This is a genomic window from Marinoscillum furvescens DSM 4134 (assembly GCF_003386095.1).
In the GTDB taxonomy this organism is placed as follows: Bacteria; Bacteroidota; Bacteroidia; order Cytophagales; family Cyclobacteriaceae; genus Marinoscillum; species Marinoscillum furvescens.
This window is the reverse complement of sequence record NZ_QREG01000028.1, coordinates 18656-38490: the sequence shown is the minus strand read 5'-3', so window position 1 is coordinate 38490 and position 19835 is coordinate 18656. Positions and strand designations below refer to the sequence as shown.

Sequence of the window (19835 nt, the reverse complement as noted above, 5' to 3'; positions counted from 1 at the left end):
GGTTGGAAAAGTTTAATAGCAAAGGAAGCATTGAGAACAACTACTTCAAATGCTATTATGGCAACTTCACCAAAGCTTAAACTGGACGTAATTTGTGATTGCTAAAGTGCTAAAATCATCAGGTACTATGGAGTGAGATTTATCAAAATGGTAAGTCTAGGTTTTGTCAATCAGCACGAGCCGTTTGCGATCTTCTTTCTGGACCTCCTTGATAAAGCTTCTAAATTCGCTGTAGGTTTCTGGTGCGAAGGTGCCACTGTTTAATTCGAAGTGGCGAATGATCTGAATTTGCTGCTGTTTCTTTTCGAATGAAACAGAGTAGGTTCCAAACTCACTATCGATTTCATGGCTTTTGGGTAAGTACTCCGTGTGGAGGCTGATGGGTAAATCAATCGCTATGGTGTCTGCCTGAGCATATCCATATCGGATTTCTACAGGCACTTGCCGGTCTATGTCGTGAAGCTTGTAATAGGAAACATTGGAAAACTGTAACGGCTCAAAAAAGAATCTGTTACCATTTTTTGTCGCTGCATTTTCTAGTTTAAAACTCGATTCCATGACCCCGGTAGGTACTGCAGATTTGCTGGGAGAGGTAAGTTTGAGATCATTGAGCTCAATAGTGCCCCACGAGTGCTCGTCTACAAACCAATCGCGTTGTTTTGACTCGGGCTCCAGACATGCTTCGTCGAATCCATCATTTTCGATTTCCAATCCCCGGTAGGTTCTGGATAACGTCACGTCAGCTGATCCATCCAGGTTCATGGTCATAGCAATTTTGCTTGCCTGAAGGTTTTCATCAGTCGTATAGGTTTTTGTTTTTACCAACTGACTATTGCCTGGGATTACCATAAGTGCATACCGACCGCTGGTAAACGTACCTTGATAGGCAAATGGATTCGTTTGAGAAGTACACTCAAGCCAAAGCGTATCCTTCTCTAATGGCACGGTGAGTATGGCATGATTGAAGTGTGCATTGGGAAAAGTAGGATCGATTGCAGATGCACTGCTCCTTGCTCGGATTAAGGTGTAATAAGACTCGATACCAATATGCTCTAACAGTGATTGCGTGTAAAAAGAGAGCGCTTTACAGTCCCCATACTTGTTCGCATGCACAAATCCAGATTCGAAGGGCTTCCATCCACCAATTCCGAGCTGAATACTCACATATCGAGTGTTTTGCTGTAGGTATTCGTAAGTGGCTTTGATTTTTTCCTCCGTACTCATATCAGGTCTGATTACCTGCTCAAATTCTACCAACTGATCAGCAGTAAGGGTGTTTTGGTGCTCGTTTAGTTTAAGCATCCATTCACCAAAATCCTTCCAGGTGCGCATATTGCCCACTACTCCGTCCATTTCAAATTCGTTTGGGGCGAGGCTGACAGATGGGGTGTAGACGTCTATTTCGTAGCTAAATGATTCGTATTTGAAGGGCTTTAGGTTGTTGACAGCCCAGGTGGTTGTTGAGGGGTAGTCTTCAGAGCTGCTAGTGGTTGGGGTTATGCCGGAGCTGAGGTGCCGGAAGGTGTCCGGTTTGTAGCTATTTACCTGAAGCGTTTTGGAGATTACGCCGTGCTTTTCTCCCGTTTGTGCTGTCCAGGAGGGGTAAAACATAGACCCCTTGTAGCTGATTTTATAACTCACTTCTAGTATATAAGGATAGTGACTTTCCACCACCTGATAATATAAGAGGCGGCTATCGGAAGCCATGCTGCCGCCTTTGCCACTATAATCTTCAAAATCTTTGGTTTTGATACGCTCTTTCTGCTTGCCCTTGGCGTCAAGTATCCGTATTTCTGCGTGATCTATAGTGGTGAAGTCGTCATATTGTAAGCTTATCCGCCCTTGTGATTTGGCGTATTTGTTGAGAATGGCAACTCGATAAGTTCTCTCCAGGTGTGATTTACTGAGACTTTCTATAGTAAATACGGTTTCATCGTGAAGTGTCACATAATTGGCTCCCGATGCTATGGAGTCAGGAATGTCTTTGAGCACCAACTGCCCATAGGAAGAAAGACAGCAGAACAGTGAAATTGTAATGATGACATTTTTCATAGCTTTTTCAATACGATGAGTTCATTGTTCTTGTCCGCCATGAGTTGATAAAACGATTTTAGGTAAGCGTATTCGTTCGGAGCGTACATGGTTCGCTGAAGCCTCAAGCTGCTCATGATAGAAATCGTATTTCCATTTATCGTGGCTGTGTACATGAATTTCCCTGAATTCTCAGGAAGGGTGACTACTGTAGGTTCCGGTAGCTCTGCTGAGTACCCCTCGGGAATGGTGATAGTTGTGATCATTTTCTTATCCTGAGGGTAGGGAAGGTCGATATAGGACATCCGATCTTCTCGTTTAAAAGGATTTTCTGTAACCAGCCCGATTGTCACGGGGTTGATGTATAGTACATCACTACCACCTAAAGAATGCTCTATATCTGCAAAACACTGAAGGTTTCTTGACTCATCATTTACCTCAAAAGAGGTTACATCAAAGGAAAAGTTGTTCGAAAAGAAATCCTGTTCATATTCATCGCTGCCTTTGCTGCGCAACTTGCTCCGTTCATCTATGGCATAATATCCACCGTATTTGATACTAAGCTTACCAGAAAGCACGCCTTCATTGAGTTCCAGTTTGTTATAAGAAAGGAAAGAGTGCTGTGCATTGGCTTTTAAAGTTACCCATTGCCCACCTCCTTCTTTGGCCATCCATCCTCTTCCATTCAGGCATCTTGTTGGCAAGGTGCCAAAGCTCAGGCTTGTAGATGCATCTGTGAGTATGAAACCTTTGCTAGTTTCTACTGCCGCCACTACATAGTTGAAGTCTTCGTAGTTAGGGTAAACAGGGTGTGGTAAGCCGCTGCCTCGAGTACTTAGGATTACTGGGTGGGCATTGAGGCCCGCTTCGCGGTATGCTGCCACAAGAGAAAGGTTAATGTCTGCTACCGAGCCTTCAGCTGAGTTGAATGCCTGTCGGCCCGCTCTGGAGCTAGTAAAGCCATAGTAGTTGTTGTATGAAAAATGATTGCTTAGCCAGTTGTAGATGGCCATTGCTTTTGTATCCTGATCACCTGACAAGGTAGCTACAAAGTCTTTTGCGAAGTTTCCTTTGTCCAGTGTCTTACCAAAGCTGCTCCAATCCATTATTTCTTTGTTGAATTTCTCATAGCTTCCAGCCACTACTTTCAAAGTGCTGTTGGGCATTTCTACACTCATCAGCTGGAATTCTAACCTGGAAGGAAGGTCTACCTTATTATTCATAAAAGGTTCATTTTCCACTGGTGGTACATTTCTGGCAGTCTTATTGTACCTTCTACTGTTGGACTCCAGCGTGCTGGTGCCAGATTGTGATTGGCCCAGGGCGCCTTGAGAAGTCCATCGGTAGCTAAAGGACTCCCTTGCGTTTTCTTCGTGATGTTCTATAGGTATTACATTGCCAACCTGGCTTACCGTATAGTTGAAGTATTCGGGCAGGACATAATCAAAATGAGAGTACGCTGTAGGTAGCTCGTGCTGAAAGTGCCAGGTGCGAAGGGTTGAGATGAAATCTGAAGAGAGCAAGTATTCGTATTCGAAAACAGAGCCGTTTTGAACATCGGGCATTGCGAAACTTTTTTCAGTTCTGTACTTGCTAAGGCGGGTATAATATTCCTCCGAATTGGTGAGTTTGCTTTTCACCACTTTTCCATCTTGCAAGTTGTATGTGAAACCCTTGACTTTAGCAATCACTTCTTTGCTACCACCTGATTCAGGATCATATACTACTATTGATACATTGGCAATGTCTTTTTCCAGCTTGTTGAAAACTTTGATTCTTCGTGTGACGGTTAATTGATAGCCCCACCCGGTTTGGTCAGAGTATTCAAACCTCAAAAAGGCTTTTTCACCCAGGATCATAGCGTTTGCCTCTGGGTAAAATGGGCATTCGGTCATTTGCAGCTCTTCTTTGCTGACTTTACCAAACTTGAAGGAATCTTTTTGTGCGCTTACCTGAAGGGACAAAAATGAGGTAAGCATTAGGATAGTTAATCTCATGGCAATTTAGTTAGGAATGTAAATCACCAAATAAATAAAAAGTCCTGCTTAATAGCAGGACTTTCATGGAAAATCGTGTCTGAACGGGAATATTTATTTCGCAAAAGCCACTGCCCGTGTTTCACGAATTACTGTGACTTTGATCTGTCCGGGGTATTGCATGTCTTTTTCAATCTTTTGCGAGATGTTGAAGGACAGCTCTCCGGCTTTTTGATCTGAAACATTTTCAGCATCTACGAGCACGCGCAGTTCGCGTCCCGCCTGGATGGCATAGCATTTATTTACTCCGTCAAAGCTTACGGCAAGGTCTTCCAGTTCTTTGAGGCGCTTGAGGTACTGCTCCATGATTTCGCGGCGCGCACCAGGCCTACTGCCCGATATGGCATCACATGCCTGTATGATCGGAGAAATCATAGAAGTCATCTCAATCTCATCGTGGTGTGCACCTATGGCATTGCATACCTCAGGGTTTTCTTTGTACTTCTTGGCTAGCTCCATACCGATGATAGCGTGTGGCTTTTCAGGCTCATCTGGCCAAACTTTGCCAATATCATGCAGCAGTCCTGCTCTCTTGGCCAGCTTGGGGTTCAGTCCTAGCTCAGAGGCTAATGTAGAGCAGAGCTTGGCTACCTCGCGAGAGTGCTGCAGGAGGTTTTGTCCATAAGACGATCTGAAACGCATCCTTCCTACAAGCTTGATGAGCTCGGGGTGTAGACCGTGAATGCCCAGGTCTATGACCGTACGCTCACCTATTTCTACGATTTCCTCTTCAATGTTCTTAGTGGTTTTTGCTACTATCTCTTCGATGCGTGCCGGGTGGATACGTCCGTCCTGCACCAGGCGGTGGAGCGATAGTCTGGCTATTTCACGTCTTACCGGGTCAAAACCACTGATAATAATCGCTTCTGGGGTATCATCTACAATGATCTCTACACCTGTGGCTGCTTCCAGAGCACGAATGTTTCTGCCTTCCCGGCCGATGACCTTTCCTTTGATGTCGTCACTTTCTATATTGAAAACCGACACGCAGTTTTCGATAGCATGCTCTGTAGCTGTACGCTGGATGGTCTGCAGCACGATTTTTTTGGCCTCTTTGGTAGCCGTCATGTTGGCTTCCTCCATGATCGTCTTGATGTGCGCCGAGGCATCGGTACGGGCTTCGTCTTTTAGCGTCTCTACCAGCTGAGCTTTGGCTTCATCTGCTGTGAGGTTAGATACCTTTTCCAGTATGGTGATCTGCTGGTTTTTCAGCTTTTCAAACTCCTCTTTGCGACGCTTGACGATTTCCATCTGAGCCTGAAGGTTTTCCTTCATTGACTCTAGTTCGGCTTCAGCTCGTTTGTTTTGCTCTATTTGCTTGCTGAGGTTGGACTCGCGCTGTTTGAGCTTGTTCTCGTTGGAGATGATCTGATTCTTCTTTCGGTTTGACTCTTCTTCAAACTCGGACTTGAGTTTCAGAAATTTCTCCTTGGCTTCCAGAATCTTGTCTTTTTTGATTGATTCTGCTGTGACTTCTGCTTCTTTTAAAATGAGTTTTTTCTCTTCCTCGGCTTCTTTGATCTTTTTGTTGACACTCTTGCTCAACAAAAATCGATCTACGCCGAAACCTACTCCTATTCCGAGCAGGGCAAATACGATGTATAATATATCCATTGAATCTATAGTATGTTATGAACATACATAGTGGTCGGTGGGGTGTCCTTGGGAGGGACTGACTTAACTAAGGAGGGCTGCTATAGGGTATTGGAAATTAGCTGGCTAATGCTTCGTATTTGATCGAGGGCAATCTCATCTGTAGACTCGATTGTTTCCTCATTTTTCATTTTATCTACCAGGCAATCAAAGGCTACCATGGCCAGAAGATCTTGGTTGTCATCTATACCAAACTGATCGCGATAGCCTTTGATCTTTTCATTGATCATCTTGCCCGCGCGTCTGATACGCTCTTCATCTTCGGCTTTCACCTTCATCGGGTATTCCCGATTTCCTATTCTTAGCTTTATTGATAATTCTGTCATTCGGTCACTTTCGCTTCACCCAAATGAGCTATGCATTTATCTATCTCCTTAATATAGTCGTCAATCACATCCTTCAGCTCATCCGAATCAGTATCTCCGACTACCATGCTTTCTACAATTTTACTAATTTTCGTTTGATTTTGAAAGTTAGAAAGCTTCGCCTCCTGCTGTTGCAGTTGACCTCTGAGGTGCTGGTTTTCCACACGTACATTTTCAAAGTCTTCTTTTAGACGGGTATACTCGTTGATAAGCAGTTTTACGCGTCTTTCCAGATGTTGTAACTCTGATCTAAGTGTGTCGTTTCCCATTTATTTTCTAATGATAGCTCCTATTTCTTTTTCAAACACTCGAATAAGATTGTTCATCACTTTGTCAATGACCTTGTCTGTAAGTGTCTTGGTTTCATCTTGCAGGTAAAAACTCAACGCATACGACTTTTTGCCTTCTTCGAGATTTTCGCCTTCATATACGCTGAAGACGTTGATTCTAGTTAGTAATTTTTTCTCAGACTTAAAAGCCAAACGGTGAATCTCGTCATAAGAAACTTTTTTATCTAGAACCAGCGAAAGGTCCCTGCGCACTTCCGGGTATTTGGAGAGCGGAGTAAACTGCTTTTCTACTTTTGCAGCTTTGATCAGTTTAGCCCACTGCATCTCTGCATAGAAAACGTCTTGCTTGATGTCATAGTATTTGGTAATCGAGGATTTGAGTAATCCCAGACTGCCGATGGTGTTGTTGTTGAGTACGATATCCAGACCATATGCGAATCGGTCATCCTGCGTCGGTCGGGTTTCAAAAGTGTCTATTTTGAGCTGAGAGAGTATAGCTCTAGTTGTACCCGAAAGATCGTAAAACGACTGAGGTGTGGGATCGCTGATCCAGTGCTCTTCATGATCGTCGCCTGTTAGGTAAACACCTAGTAGCTCTTGCTCGGTATACTTGCCCTCTTTAGTGCTGTAAGTTTTTCCAAACTCAAAGAATTTGAGGTTTTTGATCTTACGGTTGATGTTGTGGCGCACCGATTCCAGGGCTGTGTATAGCAGTGAGGTTTTCATGTAACCCAGCTCTTCGCTGGACTTATTGAGAATCTCTACCGGATCCTGGCCTAGCTTGAGGTCTTCAAAGTATTTTGGGTTGGTCAGTGAGTTGGTTTGTATCTCTGAGTATCCTTTGCCTGCCAGAAAAAGCGAAAGGTTTTCCTGTAGCTTGTAAGGTTCTTTTTCGCTAAAGGAAGCCAGATGACCTGCCGATAGTGATTCTTCTAGTGGTACGTTGTTGAATCCATAGATGCGGAGCACTTCCTCTACCAGGTCTGCTTCGCGGGTAACCTCACTACGAAATGCTGGAACCACGGCTACAAAGCCTTCGTCAGTAATGTCTTTTGTGTCGATATCCAATAAGTTGAGGATTTCGATGATGCGCTCATTCGGGATATCTACACCGATCAGTCGGTGGAAATTTCTGAATGTAGTAGGGATACTTACGGGCTCTACAGGGGTAGGATAGATGTCTACATACTCTGATGCTACTTCACCACCGGCGAGCTTGAGTATGAGGTCTACAGCCATGTGTAAGGCAGGGAGGGTCATCTCAGGGTCTGTACCTCGCTCAAATCGGAAAGAGGCGTCTGTAGAAAGACTATGGCGCATGGCTGTTGCACGTACATGATCGGCAGAGAAATAGGCGCTTTCCAGAAAGATACTCGTGGTGGAGTCTTTGACACCCGAGTCTATACCGCCAAATACGCCCGCGATGCACATGCCATCGGATTCGTTGCAGATCATCAGGTCTTCAGCATCCAGTTTGCGCTCCACCTCGTCTAGCGTGGTAAACTTTGTGCCTTGTGGAAGTGATTTTACAACTACTTTGTTGCCTTTTACCTGAGCGGCATCAAATGCGTGCATGGGCTGCCCGAGACTCATCATCACGTAATTGGTGATATCTACGATGTTGTTGATAGGAGAAAGGCCAATGGCTTTCAGTCTCCACTGTAGCCAGTCTGGAGACGGGCCTACCTTGATGTTGCGAATGGTTACACCCGAATAGCGTGGACATGCCACAGGGTCTTCCACATATACTTCGATCGGTTGATTTTCTTTTATAGGCTTGGGGGCTTCTTCGGCAAAAAGCAAAGGTCTGTTGTAGTAAGCTCTCAGATCTCTGGCAGCTCCCAGATGCCCGGTGGCGTCACCACGATTTGGCGTAAGGCCAATCTCAAACACAAAGTCCTCACCGGTTTCGAAAAGCTCTTTTATGGGGGTTCCGTTTGGCTTGTCAGTGTCCAGAATCAGTAGGCCATCGTGACTCGTGCCCATGCCTATTTCATCTTCTGCGCAGAGCATCCCCTGGGATACTTCGCCACGGATTTTTGCTTTTTTGATTTTGAAGGGCTCGCCAGTAGCAGGATGTATGGTAGTTCCTACAGTGGCTACGATTACTTTTTGGCCCTGAGCTACATTAGGAGCCCCACAGACTATGGGGAGGAGCTCGTCTGCGCCTATGTCTACAGTAGTGACTTTTAACTTGTCGGCATTCGAATGTGGTACGCAGGTTTTTACTTCTCCTACCACCAGTCCATTGAGTCCTCCAGGGATTTTCTCTACGCGCTCTATGCCCTCTACTTCCAGGCCAGTCTGAGTCAGTACATCGCCGATGGTTTCAGGACTTTCGTTGATAGCTATATAGTCTTTAAGCCAGTTGTAGGAAATTTTCATCCGTGAATATGTCTGTAGTTTGTAATCTAAAATTGAATTCAGCCGCTCAGAGAAGCACTTTTGCTCCAGAGCATTCTGGTGATTTTTGTAATCGGCAAAAATAGGGAAGCCCCTGCTAAATGCCTTGTTAATTAATGGTTATAATCTTTTTCGCCGGCTGCTACAGCTACAGGCAAAAGGTTTTCGGGGGGAGGAAGTGGGCACGCATATTCTGAAGTGTACGCACAGTAGGGGTTGTAGGCGTTGTTGAAGTCTATGATGATGTTGTCCGACTTGCCGATATCCAAATCCAGGTATCTTCCGCCTCCGTAGGTGGTTTCTCCGCTAGTGGCATCGGCAAAGGCTGTAAAATACGTATTGGGCACGGCGCCAAATCCCGCAGGTTTGAGGATAAGCAGTTTGAGCTTTTGGCCGTCCAGCGTGAAGTGGGCGTAGGCAAATTTGGAATAGGGCGCACTGGAGCCATCACTGCTTGGGATGCTGATGCGCGATGGGGATTGGATGCGCTCCAAGTTAGCACGAACTCTATAAGCCGGGTCGATCTGAAAAAACTCCAGAGGGTAGAAATCCAGATCATATTGTTGAAAGGGTGAGCTTTCGGAGGTTTTTAGGTATCGTACCCGCTCTGCGCGCTCATCGGCTATTTGTTGGATATAGGCCGGATCATCAGAGCCCGACATGGTGCTATAGGCAATGGCTGCAATGGCCAGGATAAGGGCCAGGTATATGATTTTCTTCATTTGACCTTATAGATTGGATTCATCCGCAAAACTATAATATTCATGATCAGTAATGATCAAATGGTCTAACAAAGGAATGTCTAAAGCTTCTCCTGCTCGCTTGAGTTTTTGGGTGAGCTGAGTGTCGTAATGACTGGGGCGGTTGGTGTTGGAAGGGTGGTTGTGGGCGACGATGATCCCTGCCGCCAGGGCATCCACCGCTTTTTTGAAAATCATCTTTGGATCTGCTACTGTAGCAGAGACTCCTCCAATACTTACGCGTTCTTTGCTGATTACTTCGTTGTTTTTTCGCAGGAGGATTGCCCAAAACTCCTCATGTGGCAGATCTGTCAGGTCAGGACGTATGAGTTCGTAGGCATCTGTGGAAGACTTTATTTTGAGGCGCTTTGGTGTGTCTGCCTCTTTCCTTCTTCGGCCAAGCTCCAGCGCGCTCACGATGGTGATGGCTTTGGCTTGCCCTATGCCTTTAAATTTGGTAAGGTCCTTTACGGAGAGTTTGCCCAGCGCGTGAAGATCGTAATTGACACTGGCCAGGATTTGTTTGGCCAGGTCTACAGCACTGAGGGTGGTGGTGCCTGTGCCAAGTAATATGGCTACAAGTTCTGCGTCTGTCAGGACTGTTTTTCCCTTCAAAAGCAGTTTTTCGCGTGGGCGGTCCTCTTCTGCCCAGTAGTTGATCGCCAGGTAGGGTTGAGTGTCTTTTTCCATTATCTGTCAGGCTCTTGACCTGAAGATAATAAAAAACCCTATTCAAACATGAATAGGGTGCTAATTCCTTCAATCTTAGTGATCGGGAGACTTATAGAGACTGTACGTGACGCGTAAGGCTCGACTTAAGGTTGGAAGCCTTGTTGTCATGGATGATGTTCTTTTTTGCAAGTTTATCTACCATGCTCGTCACCTCACCCAAAAGCTTCTCTGCTTCAGACTTGTCAGTGGTCTCTCTCAATCTTTTTACAAACGTACGAGTAGTTTTGTGCTGATATCTGTTTCTCAGTCTTTTCGCTTCGTTTGATCTAATTCTTTTTAATGCGGATTTATGATTTGCCATAAGCTTATTATTCTCTCATCCTTGTTTAAGGGATGCAAAGATAGAAAAAGTGGTGAATAAAACAAAAGCTATTCCCGAACATAAATGATGTTTTACCTCGCATTTTCTTACTATTTTCGGAAGTAGCCTAAAAATGTCCTTTCATGCAACGAATATCAAGGTTTTTTATCCGTAGAGCCGCCTTTGCCGTAGGGTTGCTGCTGCTGTTGATAGGGGCTTCTGGATGGGGCTTTTTTGCTCACCAAAAAATCAACAGGCATGCAGTGTTTTCCTTGCCCCCAGAGATGATTGGTTTTTACAAGCAGCATATTCAGTACCTCACGGAGAAGGCGGTAAACCCTGACAAGCGCAGGTATGTAAATAAGCTGGAAGCTCCCAGACACTATATAGATGTGGATGTGTATGGAGACAGTGCGGTGTATCGCTTGCCACGTTACTGGAAGGATGCTGTGGCGATGTATGGAGAGGATTCGCTTCATGCTTTCGGTGTGGTGCCCTGGCATATATCTATGGTAAAGTATCAGCTCACGCAGGCATTCCTTCAACGCAATTCTGATAAAATTTTAAGGTATAGTGCAGACCTGGGGCATTATATTGGTGATGCGAACGTCCCATTACATACTACGGAAAATTACAACGGTCAGCTCACTGGGCAGGTAGGTATTCACGGGTTTTGGGAGTCGCGACTCCCTGAGTTATTTTTTGATGACTATGACCTATGGATAGGGAAGGCGTCCTATATAAGAAACTGCCAGGAGGCAGCGTGGGATGCTGTGACCCAAGCGCATGAGGCGCTCGACTCTGTGCTGCGCTTTGAGCGTGAGCTGACTCAGGAGTTTTCTTCGGACAAGAAGTACAGTTTTGAAGAGCGCGGTGTCAGTACAGTGAGGGTGTATTCTTACGAGTTTTCCAAGGCCTATCACGACCGGCTCAATGGTATGGTGGAACGACAACTCAGAAGGGCCACCAAAATGGTAGCAGACTTTTGGTATACAGCCTGGATCGATGGTGGGCAGCCGGACCTTGAGTATCTGTTAATCCCGGCTAAAGTTCCTGAAAAATTGATGGTTGATGAGGCAGTGAAGCTGAGGAGGCATGAAAGTGGCACGCTAGTGGAGCAATAGAAGATAAGTTCTAAGAATTCCCGTTCATCGATTGATCTGCTGGTTTGGTTGAAATATTTGTGAATTCGTAAAATATTGCTATATATTTTATAATGATCACCAACCTGTAGCTGATATGAGTAGATTGATTAGAAGATTAATAATTAGCGGTTTTAGCTTTTTGCTTTTTAGTAGTGTGGTGTATGCGCAACATACTACCATATCTGAAGATGACGTCTCGTTTGAAATCCTGAAATGGCACTTTCATTATTACCCTAAAAGTGAGTCTCTACAGTGGGTAGAGCTGGGAGAGGGACTGCTAAAAGCCCAGGTGGCTTTTGAAGGCAACGTGGTAAGTATCATTTACAATGTATCGGGGAAGCGTCTAATGGAAGAGGTGGATCTGACTGACAACATTCCTGTAACTGTGTCTTACTACCTTGACGAACGCTATGAAAAGTATAAAGTGCAGTCATTCATAAAGTACACTGATTTTTCGCAGGATCGAATTGCCTATCGGATGAAATTGAAGTCCAAACAAAAAGGTGCTGAAGATCTGGAGTTTGATGAAAATTTAATTCCCGTTGATTTTGCTTTGGTATCCAAAGCAAACTAATCCCCAGCTGGTAACATTTTTTTGGTCAATAAAAAACCCATCGCAAACACGATGGGTTTTTTTATATCTGTATGTAATCGAGGTTTACCCGATAGTGATTCTTTTGAAATCAGCTACGGTCAGGCCTTTGCTTACGCTATCCAGGTATTGCTGGATAGACTGAGAGTTGTCTTTTACGAATGCCTGGCTCAACAGCGTGTTTTCTTTGAAGAACTTCTGAAGTTTACCTTGAGCGATTTTGTCTATGATCTGCTCAGGCTTACCCTCCTGACGAGCTTGCTCTTTTCCGATTTCGATTTCTTTCTCTACGATCGCTGAGTCTACGCCATCCTTGTCCACGGCTACAGGGTTCATAGCTGCGATTTGCATTGCTACGTCTTTACCAGCGTCTTCTACAGATGCACCGTTTACGTTTTTCAATACTACAAGCACACCTAATTTACCATTAGAGTGGATGTAAGGCACTACAGCTTCTCCTTCGAGTACTACGTAGCTGCTGATTTCGATTTTCTCACCGATTTTACCAGTAGTTTCTACGATTTTCTCACCAAGAGTGATTTCTCCAGCGCTAAGTGCTTTCAGAGCGTCAGTGTCTGCTGGGCTGTGCTCAAATGCAAGATCAGCAGCCAGGTTTGCCAATGCTACGAAATCTTCGTTTTTAGCTACAAAGTCTGTTTCGCAAGTCAGGGCGATAGCGATCCCTTTAGTGTTGTCATCGTTGGTACGAGTTACAACTACTCCTTCAGTGGTCTCACGGTCGGCTCTCTTTGCAGATACCTTCTGGCCTTTTTTTCTCAGAAGCTCTACAGCTTTGTCAAAGTCACCTTCTGCTTCTACCAATGCTTTTTTGCAATCCATCATGCCAGCACCGGTCATTTGTCTTAGTTTGTTTACGTCTTTCGCAGTTATAGCCATCCTGTTATGTTTTTTAGTTTTTAGCCTTGCTTACTAACAAAAATTGAACACCGCCAGTAGACAATGTTCAATCTTTGATTTATGATTTCATTATGATTGATTAAGCTTCTTGCTCGTCAGCTTTTTTCTTAGCTGCCTCTTCTTCCTGAAGCTTAGCATCTTCTTTGTCTTTCTTACGCTCTGCCAGACCTTCTTCTACTGCTTTCGCGATGTAGTTTGTGATCAGGTTGATAGATTTCCATGCATCGTCGTTTCCTGGGATAGGGAAGTCTACCTGCGTAGGATCAGAGTTGGTATCTACCAAAGCAAAAACAGGAATGTTAAGTTTTTGTGCTTCAGCGATAGCAATGTGCTCACGCTTGATGTCGATCACAAATAGAGCAGCAGGAAGTCTGTTGAGGTCAGCGATACCGCCAAGTACTCTTTCCAGCTTTTCTTTTTCACGTGTGATCATCAGACGCTCACGCTTTGCCAGGTTAGCATAAGACTCATCTTTCATGAGCTTGTCTATACCTGCCATTTTCTTCAATGACTTACGGATTGTAGCAAAGTTGGTAAGCATACCACCAAGCCATCTTTCCGTTACGTAAGGCATGTTGAGCTTTTGAGCAGCAGTTTCTACTACTTCTTTAGCTTGCTTTTTGGTAGCTACAAACATCACCTTACGACCTGATCTTACGATAGATTGTAGGGCAGCTGCAGCATCATCAAGCGCAACAAGCGTTTTGTTGAGATCTATAATGTGGATGCCGTTTTTCTCCATGAAGATGTACGGCGCCATCTGAGGGTTCCACTTGCGGGTAAGGTGACCAAAGTGCACACCCGCATCCAATAAGTCTTTGTATTCTAATTTTTCCATTATGATATCTTAACGTTTACTGAATTGGAATCTTCTTCTCGCTTTTCTGCGTCCGTACTTCTTACGCTCCACCATACGTGGGTCACGAGTAAGGAAGCCTTCTTTCTTCAAAGGAGATTTGTTTTCCTCGTCTAGCTCTACCAATGCACGAGCGATAGCTAGTCTTACAGCTTCCGCTTGTCCTTTTGGTCCGCCTCCATCAACGTTTACGTTGATATCATAATTTCCATCCACCTCTAGAGTAGCAAGAGGTTGTTTTACGATGGTTTGTAAAATCTCAGAAGGAAAGTATGTGGCCAATTCTTTGTCGTTGACAGTGATTGCGCCTTTCCCGCTCTGTAGATACACTCGAGCTACAGAGGTTTTCCTTCTTCCAATGGTGTTAATAATTTCCATTCAGGTTTTTAAAGTTTTACTTCTTTCGGTTTTTGTGCTTCATGAGGGTGCTCTGCACCTTCATACACGTATAAGTTTTTGTAGAGCTTGCTACCTAGTCTGTTTTTAGGAAGCATCCCTTTTACAGCTCTCTCTACCAAGAGTCTTGAAGACTTGGCTTTAGCCTCAAGTGGAGTCTCAAATCGCTGACCTCCTGGGTAACCTGTGTGTCTGATGTACTGTTTCTCAGTCCACTTGTTTCCCGTCAGACGGATTTTATCAGCATTGATAACAATCACATTGTCACCACAATCCACGTGTGGAGTGTAGCTAGCCTTGTGCTTGCCTCTGATGATTTTCGCTACTTCGCTGGCTACTCGTCCCAACACCTTAGAATCTGCGTCTACGATGACCCAGTTCTTCTCTGCTGTAGCATTGTTTAGCGATACTGTTTTATAGCTTAAAGTATCCAATTTTTTAATCGTTTATGATGAACTTAATGGTTCCCCCTCAGAAAAGGGACACAAAAATAGAAGTTTAATTCTGGAAAACCAAAATTACCTTATGAATTAAATTACAGGTACTTACGCAGTTGCTTAACCAAAACTGCAAAATCTTTGGGGTAAGGTGCTGCCACTTCTATGATTTCTTCGTTTAAATCACGAAAGGCTATATCGTGTGCATGTAAAGCGACGCGCGGAATGATTGGGCGCTCTTGTTCTGTGTTTTTCGAAAGGTTGAAATTTCGTTTGAGCTGAGAGAGGTAGACAAAGTCTCCTCCATAAGCCGGATCTCCACAAATAGGAGCATCATGAAAGGCCAGATGTACTCTAATCTGGTGTAAGCGGCCTGTTACCGGAAAACACTTGATCAATGTATGTGCACGGAATGTTTCTAAAGTGGAGACAAGTGTAAGTGAGGGTTTGCCAGCACGAAAGTCTATCCGTGATTTGCTGTTGGAAGGAAGGATGGGCTGATCTGCTTCCAAGTTGTCAAACTCATGAATGCCTGCGATCACGGCATGATATACTTTCTTCACCTGACGCTTTTCGAGCATAATGGCAAAATGCCGGTATGCATCGTTGTGTTTGGCTATGACGAGGGCACCTGAGGTCTCTTTGTCTAGTCGATGGCATACTTGTGCGTCTGGATGATGCTCTTTAGCGAGCTTTAGGATGTCTATCGGGTCGTTGCGGTCCTCCAATGTAGAAATGTATGGAGGTTTGTTGATGACCAGGTAGTTGTCGTTTTCAAATAAGATGAGCTCTTTTAGGGTGATTCCTTTTACGTATTTATGCATAGTCGTCCTCTTCGTCTTCTTCCTCTGCAAATCTATGCGCTACAGGTTTACCTTTTTTGAGTTTGAAACTAAATATTGAGCCCACATCTACTTCGCTCTCTACGTTTACGGAGGAGTCGTGGCCTTCCATGATGTGCTTTACGATGGCGAGTCCCAGGCCTGTACCACCTTTTTCTTTTGATCGACTTTTTTCTACACGGTAGAAACGCTCAAATATCCGTTTCAGGTCTTTTGGCGGTATGCCTCTGCCATTGTCTTTTACAAAAGTGGTGACCTCATTGTTTCGCTCTTCAAAATAAATGGAGACTTCTCCTTCTTTGCGGGTGTATTTGATGGCATTGCTTACCAGGTTCATCATTACCTGATAGATGCGCTGGTAGTCACCTTTGACAAAGTGTTGCTCATTCTTTCCCTCCAGAGTGACTGTGATTCTTCTCTTTTCTGCCTTGCCTTCCAGCTGGTCGATTACTTCTTTTGTGAGGGCGGCAATATCAAAGTTTTCGAAATGCATCTTGATCTCACCAGTTTCCATTTGCGAGATCGTAAGTAGGTCGTGCACGAGCAGGTCTAGCCCATCCAGGCTTTTGGCTGCTTTTTTCAGAAACTTGGTTCTTACCTTTTTGTCTTCTACAGCTCCATCCAGCAGGGTGTGTACAAAGCCCTGGGCAGCAAATATCGGGGTTTTAAGCTCGTGAGATACGTCGGCGATGAACTCACGACGAAAGGTCTCCATGCGTTTGAGTTCCTGAATTTCTCGTTGCTTATTTTCTGCGTAAGTATAGATGTCTCTATTGATGCGCTTAAGCGGGTTGAGGCTGATCTTGTTGGCGGGTTTGGTCAGGTTTGCCAGTTCCTGATCTTTGATGGTGTCGAGGGCCTCATGTATGGAATTGATGTGTCTAAAGAATAGAAACTCTAGTACAAGACGTATAAGTATATAAGCAGCACAAAATGAAATGCCAAATGCAATTACCAACGCTTCGTTGATAATACTTGGCACCAGCATTAGAAATGCCACTGTGATCAAGGCGATCACAGAGGCCAATAGTAGTGCTAGCCCACGCGAGTTAATGATCATGCATCAAATCTAGTTGGTGTCGAACTTGTATCCCACACCTTTTACAGTGGAAATATATCCATCGCCAATTTTTTCTCTGACTTTTCGGATGTGTACGTCTACCGTGCGTGCCAGTACATATACGTCGGTCCCCCAAATGTTTTGGAGGAGTTCGTCACGGCTAAATACCTTCCCTGGGTTTTGAGCAAGAAAGTAAAGCAGCTCAAATTCCTTTTTAGGTAAGCTGATTTTCTGCTCGTCTACAAAAACGGTATAGCTGGTGCGGTCTACTACCAGCTCTCCCACAGAGATTTTATTGGATTCTTTTTTCTTTTTAGACTCTCTTCGAAAGAGCGCATTGATACGGCTGACCAGTGCTCGAGGTTTGATAGGCTTAGTGATGTAGTCATCTGCTCCCATATCAAAAGCTGCTACTTCTGAGTATTCTTCAGATCTGGCAGTAAGAAATATCACGAAAGTATTGGCAAGCTCTGGGATTTCGCGAATTTGACGACAGGTCTCCACACCGTCTTGCTTCGGCATCATGATGTCTAATAAAATGAGGTCAGGAGTAAAGGTTTTGGCTATTTCTACACCTTTCACACCATCTGCAGCAGTCTTCACTTCATACCCCTCTTTTGCCAGATTGTATTTAAGGAGTTCCAGGATGTCTGCTTCATCGTCTACAACCAGGATTTTTTGGTTATGCTTAGCCATTCGTCTTTGTTTGTTTTTAAAGTTGGTTTAACCTTTTCTTCACTTAAACTTAACGCACCAGAATGCTGCAAGGAGATAAACCTCGAAAACACCGTTGGTCTTTCGATATTATTCAAAATTAAACAGAAATCAATTTTCAGGTAAAAAGGTAACAAATTGTTAACTAAGACTCATTTCCCATGCATTCTTTTCAGGTCTTTGAGCATTAGTTTGAGGTTTTGGTGGTACTGCTCGTAAATGCCTCTGATAGAATCTTCCTGGTCATGATACCTTCTAAATGCCATGAAGTATGCATTGTTGGGCAGGGTGTTGTCAAAGAGTCTGTTGTACTTTAGATTAAAAAAGGTGGTGGTATCCAGCCGGGCTTTAATCTGACGAAGGGCTCGGTTTTTTAAGGTGTCTTTTCGAGCTATGGGCAAGCTATCCTTAAAGGTAGCGTACAGGCTGTCAAGTTTTTGGGCGCCTGCTAGTATGACCTGTGTGAGTTTTTTGCTGTCAGCCTCAGCCCGGAGATACTCCAGATGCTGAGCAGAACTGTCGCCATAGTGAGCCTTCAAAAATTCCCGGGCGCCTTGCTCTCCGATGAATGACGCCAGATTCTCATTATACTCTATCTCTCCTTTTACAAAGATGGTGGCGTGGGTGAGCTCATGGATGATGACCTCTGCCAGGGCGCCATCGCTGCGTTCTAGCATGTTGGATAGTAGTGGGTCTTCTAAGATGCCAAGAGTAGACCATCCGCTCACTGTGCGAATGCGTACGTCCAATCCTTTTTCTTTCAATGCGCGAGCTTCCTTTTTGGCCTTTTCTAGATCGAAAAAGCCTTTGTACGGCATTTTGCCCAAAATGGGATATTTCCAATAGTAAGCTGTGAGTTCATAAGGCTGAGATGCCGACACATTCCAAAGAAGCGTTTGGCCACCCTGGTCGTAGAGTTTGGTGTAATTGTCAGAGTTGTGGAGGCCCAGGGAGTCAATGGCAAATTGTCGAACCTTTAGCGCAAGGTTTAGTTTTTGTTTGAGCGAATCGGGGTAGTTGGGATCCTGAAGGAATTCTTCAACAGGTCTGGCTTCCCAGATGACTTTTAGCTGGCCTTTTGCCTGATCATATCCGTAGCTCAGCAGTTCCCAATTCCATAAGGAAAATGCTACTATAATCAGCAAAATGGCTCCAAGGACCTTTTTTATCATTTAAATGCTAATAAAATTAGTTTTTACTAAAAATATTGTGTTAAACGCATAACTTTGCTAAGTTGTAATTAAAAGAGCAAACTAAATAATAGACGATAATAGTAATGGCTGAAAACTCTGAAAAACTCAAGGCGCTACAGCTGACCATCGATAAGTTGGAGAAAACGTACGGAAAAGGTACGATCATGAAGCTGTCAGACAACAAAGTATTGGATGTGCCTGTGATATCCACGGGTTCGCTGAGTCTGGATATGGCGCTCGGAGTAGGGGGTATCCCAAAGGGCCGTATTATAGAAGTGTATGGACCGGAATCTTCGGGTAAGACTACACTGGCCATGCATTGTATAGCAGAGGCTCAGCTTAAAGGTGGACTGGCTGCTATCATAGATGCGGAGCATGCATTTGATAAAACTTATGCGGAGAAGCTAGGTATCGATACAGAAAACCTACTGATCTCTCAGCCAGACAATGGTGAGCAGGCGCTGGAAATAGCGGAGCATTTGATTCGGTCTGGAGCATTGGATATCGTAGTGATAGATTCAGTGGCGGCACTTGTACCTAGAGGCGAGCTGGAAGGTGAGATGGGAGATAGTAAAATGGGACTGCAAGCCCGACTGATGTCGCAGGCTCTTCGTAAGCTTACCGGAGCTATCAACAAAACGGGCTGTGCCTGTATATTCATTAACCAACTTCGAGAAAAGATCGGTGTGATGTTTGGCAACCCCGAAACCACCACTGGTGGTAATGCACTGAAGTTTTATGCGTCAGTGCGTCTGGATATTCGCCGTATTGGGCAGATCAAAGAAAGTGCCGATAATGTGCTCGGTAACCGTACTCGTGTGAAGGTGGTGAAAAACAAAGTGGCACCTCCGTTTAAGGTGGTGGAGTTTGATATCATGTATGGTAAGGGTATCAGTAAAGCCGGAGAGATCATCGATATAGGCGTAGAGCTAGACGTGATTAAGAAATCAGGCTCCTGGTTTTCGTATAACGAAAACAAACTCGGTCAGGGCCGGGATGCTGTGAAGCAGCTGGTGGAAGACAATCCGGAGCTGATGGAAGAACTCGAGACAAAGATCAAAGCGAAAATCGCAGGAGTAGAAGAAGAAATTCCTGTAGAATAACCTTAAGACATAAGCCCCGCAAGGGGCT

20 protein-coding genes are annotated in these 19835 nt (G+C 44.5%); 3 read left to right on the top strand and 17 right to left on the bottom strand.

Translation table 11 applies throughout. The annotated features are described in order from the left end of the window. Positions 1-156: 156 nt before the first annotated feature. From C7460_RS21030 to rpsT, 9 genes are all read right to left on the bottom strand, one after another. Entirely contained in the window at positions 157-2052 is a 1896-nt protein-coding gene (locus tag C7460_RS21030) for a DUF3857 domain-containing protein (protein WP_115870115.1), read from the bottom strand. Further along, on the bottom strand, positions 2049-4028 hold the full coding sequence (locus C7460_RS21025; protein WP_115870114.1) for a DUF3858 domain-containing protein: 1980 nt from the start codon (positions 4026-4028) through the stop codon (positions 2049-2051). The genes C7460_RS21030 and C7460_RS21025 overlap by 4 nt, the downstream gene beginning before the upstream one ends. Before the next feature lie 93 nt (positions 4029-4121). Next, positions 4122-5681 carry a ribonuclease Y gene (rny, locus tag C7460_RS21020; protein WP_115870113.1) on the bottom strand — a complete coding sequence of 520 codons (1560 nt, stop codon included), beginning with the start codon at positions 5679-5681 and terminating at the stop codon, positions 4122-4124. An 80-nt stretch (positions 5682-5761) separates the two neighbouring features. Continuing rightward, complete coding sequence (locus C7460_RS21015) at positions 5762-6046, bottom strand: cell division protein ZapA (protein ID WP_115870112.1); 285 nt, start codon at positions 6044-6046, stop codon at positions 5762-5764. After that, the gene (locus C7460_RS21010) at positions 6043-6354 is read right to left on the bottom strand and encodes a DUF3450 domain-containing protein (RefSeq protein ID WP_115870111.1); all 312 of its coding nucleotides are present in this window, start codon (positions 6352-6354) and stop codon (positions 6043-6045) included. The genes C7460_RS21015 and C7460_RS21010 overlap by 4 nt, the downstream gene beginning before the upstream one ends. Beyond that, positions 6355-8760 carry a phenylalanine--tRNA ligase subunit beta gene (pheT, locus tag C7460_RS21005; protein ID WP_115870110.1) on the bottom strand — a complete coding sequence of 802 codons (2406 nt, stop codon included), beginning with the start codon at positions 8758-8760 and terminating at the stop codon, positions 6355-6357. A gap of 131 nt (positions 8761-8891) precedes the next feature. Next, positions 8892-9500 carry a DUF1684 domain-containing protein gene (locus C7460_RS21000; protein ID WP_115870109.1) on the bottom strand — a complete coding sequence of 203 codons (609 nt, stop codon included), beginning with the start codon at positions 9498-9500 and terminating at the stop codon, positions 8892-8894. A gap of 6 nt (positions 9501-9506) precedes the next feature. Beyond that, positions 9507-10208, bottom strand: coding sequence for a RadC family protein (gene radC, locus C7460_RS20995; protein ID WP_115870108.1), 702 nt, complete (start codon positions 10206-10208; stop codon positions 9507-9509). A gap of 91 nt (positions 10209-10299) precedes the next feature. Further along, positions 10300-10551 carry a 30S ribosomal protein S20 gene (gene rpsT / locus C7460_RS20990; RefSeq protein WP_115870107.1) on the bottom strand — a complete coding sequence of 84 codons (252 nt, stop codon included), beginning with the start codon at positions 10549-10551 and terminating at the stop codon, positions 10300-10302. 143 nt (positions 10552-10694) lie between these two features. On the opposite strand from rpsT, the gene C7460_RS20985 reads away from it, so the two are divergent. Beyond that, positions 10695-11675 (top strand): zinc dependent phospholipase C family protein, encoded by a 981-nt coding sequence (locus C7460_RS20985; protein ID WP_185148310.1) that lies wholly within the window; start codon positions 10695-10697, stop codon positions 11673-11675. Positions 11676-11790: 115 nt separating this feature from the next. After that, positions 11791-12270: a hypothetical protein gene (locus C7460_RS20980; protein ID WP_115870106.1), complete on the top strand. Its 480-nt coding sequence runs from the start codon at positions 11791-11793 to the stop codon at positions 12268-12270. Between the two features lie 84 nt (positions 12271-12354). Here C7460_RS20980 and tsf read toward each other — a convergent pair whose 3' ends face one another. From tsf to C7460_RS20940, 8 genes are all read right to left on the bottom strand, one after another. After that, entirely contained in the window at positions 12355-13185 is an 831-nt protein-coding gene (tsf, locus tag C7460_RS20975; protein WP_115870105.1) for a translation elongation factor Ts, read from the bottom strand. Positions 13186-13285: 100 nt separating this feature from the next. Further along, positions 13286-14044 carry a 30S ribosomal protein S2 gene (rpsB, locus tag C7460_RS20970; protein ID WP_115870104.1) on the bottom strand — a complete coding sequence of 253 codons (759 nt, stop codon included), beginning with the start codon at positions 14042-14044 and terminating at the stop codon, positions 13286-13288. A gap of 9 nt (positions 14045-14053) precedes the next feature. Next, positions 14054-14440 (bottom strand): 30S ribosomal protein S9, encoded by a 387-nt coding sequence (gene rpsI / locus C7460_RS20965; RefSeq protein WP_115870103.1) that lies wholly within the window; start codon positions 14438-14440, stop codon positions 14054-14056. Positions 14441-14448: 8 nt separating this feature from the next. After that, positions 14449-14892, bottom strand: coding sequence for a 50S ribosomal protein L13 (gene rplM / locus C7460_RS20960; RefSeq protein WP_115870102.1), 444 nt, complete (start codon positions 14890-14892; stop codon positions 14449-14451). A 101-nt stretch (positions 14893-14993) separates the two neighbouring features. Then, complete coding sequence (locus tag C7460_RS20955; RefSeq protein ID WP_115870101.1) at positions 14994-15719, bottom strand: RluA family pseudouridine synthase; 726 nt, start codon at positions 15717-15719, stop codon at positions 14994-14996. Continuing rightward, on the bottom strand, positions 15712-16797 hold the full coding sequence (locus tag C7460_RS20950) for a sensor histidine kinase (RefSeq protein ID WP_115870100.1): 1086 nt from the start codon (positions 16795-16797) through the stop codon (positions 15712-15714). The genes C7460_RS20955 and C7460_RS20950 overlap by 8 nt, the downstream gene beginning before the upstream one ends. A 9-nt stretch (positions 16798-16806) precedes the next feature. Beyond that, positions 16807-17493 carry a response regulator transcription factor gene (locus tag C7460_RS20945; protein WP_115870099.1) on the bottom strand — a complete coding sequence of 229 codons (687 nt, stop codon included), beginning with the start codon at positions 17491-17493 and terminating at the stop codon, positions 16807-16809. 170 nt (positions 17494-17663) lie between these two features. Further along, positions 17664-18683 carry an aminopeptidase gene (locus tag C7460_RS20940; protein ID WP_115870098.1) on the bottom strand — a complete coding sequence of 340 codons (1020 nt, stop codon included), beginning with the start codon at positions 18681-18683 and terminating at the stop codon, positions 17664-17666. Positions 18684-18787: 104 nt separating this feature from the next. On the opposite strand from C7460_RS20940, the gene recA reads away from it, so the two are divergent. Next, complete coding sequence (recA, locus tag C7460_RS20935) at positions 18788-19807, top strand: recombinase RecA (protein WP_115870097.1); 1020 nt, start codon at positions 18788-18790, stop codon at positions 19805-19807. The last annotated feature ends 28 nt before the right edge of the window (positions 19808-19835 follow it).